The sequence below is a fragment of the Arcicella sp. GW458-12-2-14-TSB2 genome, assembly GCF_059423785.1.
Map to the genome: position 1 here is coordinate 1 of NZ_JBWKYN010000286.1, position 4060 is coordinate 4060.

4 protein-coding genes are annotated in these 4060 nt (G+C 35.5%); 3 read left to right on the forward strand and 1 reads right to left on the reverse strand.

Features of this window, described 5'->3' with window-relative positions:
• Positions 1-92 precede the first annotated feature (92 nt).
• The 3 genes from AC07XN_RS23625 to AC07XN_RS23635 all read left to right on the forward strand — a co-directional run bounded on the left by AC07XN_RS23625 (position 93) and on the right by AC07XN_RS23635 (position 3086).
• Positions 93-1088 carry an alpha-E domain-containing protein gene (locus AC07XN_RS23625; RefSeq protein ID WP_309912546.1) on the forward strand — a complete coding sequence of 332 codons (996 nt, stop codon included), beginning with the start codon at positions 93-95 and terminating at the stop codon, positions 1086-1088.
• Between the two features lie 191 nt (positions 1089-1279).
• A complete protein-coding gene (locus AC07XN_RS23630; RefSeq protein ID WP_323253427.1) occupies positions 1280-2011 on the forward strand; it encodes a proteasome-type protease in 732 nt (243 codons plus the stop codon).
• A gap of 253 nt (positions 2012-2264) precedes the next feature.
• Positions 2265-3086, forward strand: a complete 822-nt coding sequence (locus AC07XN_RS23635; protein WP_309912542.1) for an aminotransferase class IV — start codon at positions 2265-2267, stop codon at positions 3084-3086.
• 39 nt (positions 3087-3125) lie between these two features.
• Here the strand turns inward: AC07XN_RS23635 and AC07XN_RS23640 are convergent, their stop codons facing one another.
• Positions 3126-3938: a tRNA threonylcarbamoyladenosine dehydratase gene (locus AC07XN_RS23640; RefSeq protein WP_323253431.1), complete on the reverse strand. Its 813-nt coding sequence runs from the start codon at positions 3936-3938 to the stop codon at positions 3126-3128.
• Positions 3939-4060: the final 122 nt, after the last annotated feature.

Sequence of the window (4060 nt, forward strand, 5' to 3'; positions counted from 1 at the left end):
CGTTAATTTTTCATTATGAATTATCAGATGTCCATTTGTTGAGAAGCGAAATTATTTTCAGAATTTCCCATTAACGTATTAAACCCAAATGTATGCTTAGCAGAGTAGCAAATTCTATCTATTGGATGAATCGGTACATCGAACGTGCCGATAATTATGCCCGTTTTATTTCGGTAAACTTCAATTTAGCACTTGACTTACCTCCTGACGTACCTGAACAGTGGGAGCCATTGATAATTGCGACGGCAGATAATTTTATCTTCCAGAAACACTATGATGCCCCAACTCGTGAAAATGTATTGTATTTCATGGCTTTTGATGTAAAAAATCCAAACTCGATATTATCGTGTTTGCTTGAAGCTCGTGAGAATGCAAGAACTATTCGCGAGAGTATTTCTCGTGAAATGTGGGAGTATGTCAATCAAATTTATTGGACGGTAAAAGACGCCGCTGCCGAAAGTAAGTCTTGGGAGTTGGCAAGGTATCAGGGATTCTTGGAAAATATCAAAACTGGTAGCCAGTTGTTTTATGGAATTGTGGATTCTACCATTACCAGAGGTGAAGGCTGGCACTTCGGGCGATTAGGCAGACTGATTGAGCGTGCCGATAAAACAACAAGATTTTTGGATGTAAAATATTTTACGCTCTTACCAGAAATTGGAGCCGTAGGTTCCCCGCTTGATTTAATGCTTTGGTCGTCTGTATTAAAATCAGTAAGTGCTTACAATATGTTTCGTCAGCAATATCAGGTAATGAATCCGTCGGCCATTGTAGATTTCTTATTGCTTGATAAAAAATTCCCACGTTCAGTAATGCACTGTATTCGTCAGGCTGAATTATCACTCTATGAAATATCTGGAACAGCCATTACAGCTTCTTATTCAAACCCAGCAGAAAAAGCCTTGAGTAAGTTGCGTTCGGAAGTAGAATTTACCGAAATTAAAGATATTTTTGACACAGGTTTGCATCAGTATCTTGATGAATTTCAACAAAAAAATAACGCTGTGGGTAAAGCCATCTTTCAGACTTATTTTGATTTAAAACCCGTAATCAACGAAGAAATTCCCCTAAATATGGTACAACAATAAGTAGTTTTTTTACTTTTGTATGTTAGTTATTTTTACTTATAACTATAAAACCACTTTTTACAAAAAGGCAGGAATCATTGGTTTCATCTATAACTGATTTTGTACGATTAAACCCGCAATTTAACAATTGCCTGTTTAGTATAAAAACACTTGATTGAGCCAGCGGTTCAAATAAATTATCGACTGTGCAAATGACATATTGTTTAGGGATTAAAGTACGTGGCGGTTTAGTAGCTATTGCAGATACTAGAATTACTGCTGGAACGGAGGTTTACTCCAACAAAAAGGTATCTATCCACGAAGTAGGTAACCATTCTCTTTTTATAATGACCGCAGGATTAAGATCAATCCGTGATAAATCTGTCATTTATTTCAATAGACTCACCGAAGAAAAAGGCTGTAAGTTTGATTATATGTTTGAAGCCGTCAATGCTTTTGGTGAAATGATTAGGAAAGTTGCTGAGGAAGATAAAGCAATGTTGAAATCAGAAGGATATAATTTTAATTTACATTCAATCGTGGGAGGACAAATGCCTCATGATGACGAACATAAATTGTTTTTGATTTTTCCTGAAGGTAATTGGATAGAAATTAATGAAGGATTGAAATATCAAATCATTGGTAATTCAAATTACGGAAAACCGTTGTTGAACCGTACTTTGTCTTATGAAACATCTTTGGAAGATGCCCTTAAATTAGGATTTCTATCATTTGATGCTACCCAAGTAAGTGCTAGTGATGTTGATTATCCGATTGATGTAATCGTTTATCAAAAAGATAGTTTCAATGTAATTGAACATCGTCTTACGAAAGATGATATGAGCGATGTGACCAAAAAATGGAATGCATTGCTGAAAGAATCTGTTGATAATTTGCCTAATGAATGGCTACAAAATATTTTAGAAAAAAGCTGTGAAGTTTAATATATAATTCGAGGCTTGATATTGCTGAACAATATCAAGCCTTGTAATTTATCCAACTTCGAAGCTACCTCCATGTGTTTTCCTTTCTTTATAACCTTGGTTTATTCCTAATCCATTGGTTTTTCTAAATCCGTCTTTTATTAATATTTCGAATATTGAGTATATTTTTTAGTTAAATTTTAATTGAAAATTAAACTCTAAATACGAAAGGATGAATGAGTTATAAATTTCAATTCTTTTCATTAACAACAAAATGCAAGAGTATATTTATTTAAATGGCCAAATTGTTCCCACAGAAAAGGCTAATATTCATGTAACTGACCTTGGGCTGCTAAGAGGGTATGGTATTTTTGATTTTTTTAGGGCCATCGATGGAAAACCTATTTTTATTGAAGACCATCTGGATAGGTTTGAAAATTCTGCGAGGTTGATGGGATTAACAATTCCGGCTTCTCGTGAAGAACTTAAAAATATCATTTTAGAGATTATAAACCTACATCCGCAAGCATTGTTAGGTGTAAAGATGGTAATGACTGGCGGTTATTCTCCTGATGGCTATACCCCTGCTGAACAATCAAACTTAATCGTAATGGGTAAACCCTTTGTGTTCAAGCCTGCCGATGTGGGGATGAAGCTCATGAGTGTTGAATACAGAAGAGAAATTCCTGAAATAAAAACGCTGAATTATATTGTGCCGATTAGAGCGTTATCCAAAATGAAAGAAAATGGTGCTGACGATGTGTTGTATCATCAAAATGGTTTGATTTCAGAGTCTTCAAGAAGTAATATTTTTATCATTAAAAATGAAAAAATCATTACTCCAGTAGATGGAGCTTTGTTTGGCGTTACCAGAAAGCATATTCTTAATTTTGCTAAAAGATATTTTGTTGTGGAGGAAAGAGACCTAACGACCCAAGAATATTGGGATGCGGACGAAGTTTTTACGACAGGAAGTACGAAAAGAATTGTAGCTATTACCCAAACAGATAATAAAGTATTTAGTGACGGCAAGGTGGGTAAAATCACGAAGAAACTTCAAGATTTGTTTTTAGAACATGAAAAGAATTTTGCTTAAAGAAAAAAGGCAATTGTCACGATGACAATTGCCTTTTTTCTATTTATTCATTTTCCTCTTTTTTTCTAATTCTTGTTGTTTCTTTTCTCGGCTAGCCAAAGCTTTTAGCTTCTTTTCCATCTCGATAGGGAGCCCTAGTAAATCCCTTAAAACAACTGAAGCACAAACTCCTCCGAAGGCTGCTGGCATATAAGAAATAGTACCATAGGCAGATTTTTTAAAGTTTGATCCATCGGTCAACATCAAAGATTCCTCCATCATTTTTTCTGTAGAATAAACCGCTTTAATGCCTGAACGAATGCCAAGTTTACGCAAACGCTTGCGGATAAGTGAAGCTAGATAACATTCACGGGTATCAAACAAATCGGCCGTACGAATTTTTGTAGGGTCTACTTTTCCACCAGCTCCCATAGAACTTACAATGCGTAAATTTTTGTGATGAGCTGTTGTTAATAACGTTAATTTCGGAGTGATAGAGTCGATACAGTCCATCACATAATCAAAATGATTGTTTGTTAATATTTCTTCTACGGCTTCTGGCGAAAGAAACTCACGAATACTTGTCAACTTCAACTCAGGATTAATTGCCAATAGGCGTTCTTCCATCAAGTCAGCCTTAGGCTGTCCATGTGTTGTTGAAAGAGCAGGCAATTGCCTGTTTCTATTAGAAGGGTCGACGACATCACCATCCACGATTGTCATCGTTCCTACACCCGAACGGGCTATAAATTCTGCTGCAAAAGAACCAACGCCACCAAGCCCTACAACCAATACATGAGCATTCTGTAGTTTCTGGATACCTTCGTCGCCTATTAATAATTTGGTTCTACCAAGCCAAGCTAAATCACTCATTGTTTAAGAATTATGCTCATAAACTTCGTTGTTATGAGCCTGTAAAAGGGTAAAAACCCTGAGTTTACAAAATTACTGAACTATCATTAATTTTTCAGATAAGTAAATAAATCCTTGAAAGA